The organism is Escherichia sp. E4930 (assembly GCF_005845405.1).
GTDB lineage: Bacteria > Pseudomonadota > Gammaproteobacteria > Enterobacterales > Enterobacteriaceae > Escherichia.
Map to the genome: position 1 here is coordinate 1 of NZ_VCDZ01000076.1, position 990 is coordinate 990.

At 54.9% G+C, this 990-nt stretch carries 2 protein-coding genes; both read left to right on the top strand.

Annotated elements, in window-relative coordinates; genetic code table 11:
* Positions 1-90 precede the first annotated feature (90 nt).
* Positions 91-312, top strand: coding sequence for a DUF987 domain-containing protein (locus FFT88_RS25140; RefSeq protein WP_001601167.1), 222 nt, complete (start codon positions 91-93; stop codon positions 310-312).
* A gap of 18 nt (positions 313-330) precedes the next feature.
* Positions 331-978 carry an antitoxin of toxin-antitoxin stability system gene (locus FFT88_RS25145; RefSeq protein WP_135406032.1) on the top strand — a complete coding sequence of 216 codons (648 nt, stop codon included), beginning with the start codon at positions 331-333 and terminating at the stop codon, positions 976-978.
* Positions 979-990: the final 12 nt, after the last annotated feature.

Genomic DNA, 990 nt, shown 5'->3' on the forward strand with positions numbered 1-990 from the left:
TGCTGAACACGGTCTGCTTTAACCCGTCACCATCACAACCACATCACACTTGTTTTCACTTTTATCTTCTGTCTTCAGAGGTATCCCATCATGAAAATTATCACCCGTGGTGAAGCCATGCGTATTCACCAACAGAATCCTGCATCCCGTCTTTTTCCGTTCTGTACCGGTAAGTACCGCTGGCACGGCAGTGCTGAAACGTATACCGGTCGTGAAGTGCAGGATATTCCCGGTGTGCTGGCCGTGTTTGCTGAACGCCGTAAGGACAGTTTTGGCCCGTATGTCCGGTTGATGAGCGTCACTCTGAACTGAGTCAGAAAGGGGATTCTGATGAGCAGCATTATCACCACCACAGTGTATACGCTGGATGAACTTTCCTGCCCTTCTGCACGGGAAAAAGCCCGCGACGGGTACCGTGTGCACCATTCTGACAGCAACTGGTATGAAAACGTGTACGAGGACTTCAGGGCGGTCTGTGGCATTTTCGGAATTGACCTCCGCCAGCGCGTTTTCCGGCTCAGCAACGGCAGGTTTATGGAAGAGCCGTGCATCTGGTTCAGCGGATTCTGCAGCCAGGGGGACGGAGCCTGTTTTGAAGGACGCTGGCACTGGCAGTCAGCAACAGCCAGGAGGCTCCGGGAGTATGCCACACAGGACCATGAACTCCATCGTATCGCGGATGCCCTGCAGGCGGTGCAGAAACGTAACTTCTGGCAACTGCAGGCTGAAATCCACCACCGGGGACGTTACTGCCATCCGTACAGCATGGATATCACTGTTACCCGGAACAGTCCGACTGGTCAGGCTATGACAGCCGATGCGGAAGCCGCTGTCAGCGAAGCCCTGCGCGACCTGGCCTTCTGGTTGTACCGTCAGCTGGAAAACGAGTACGACAGGCTGACCTCTGATGCCGCTGTTGATGAGGCCCTTCTCATCAACGAATACACCTTCACCGAAGCCGGTCTGCGCGCCGGCTGACCTGAGGACTTT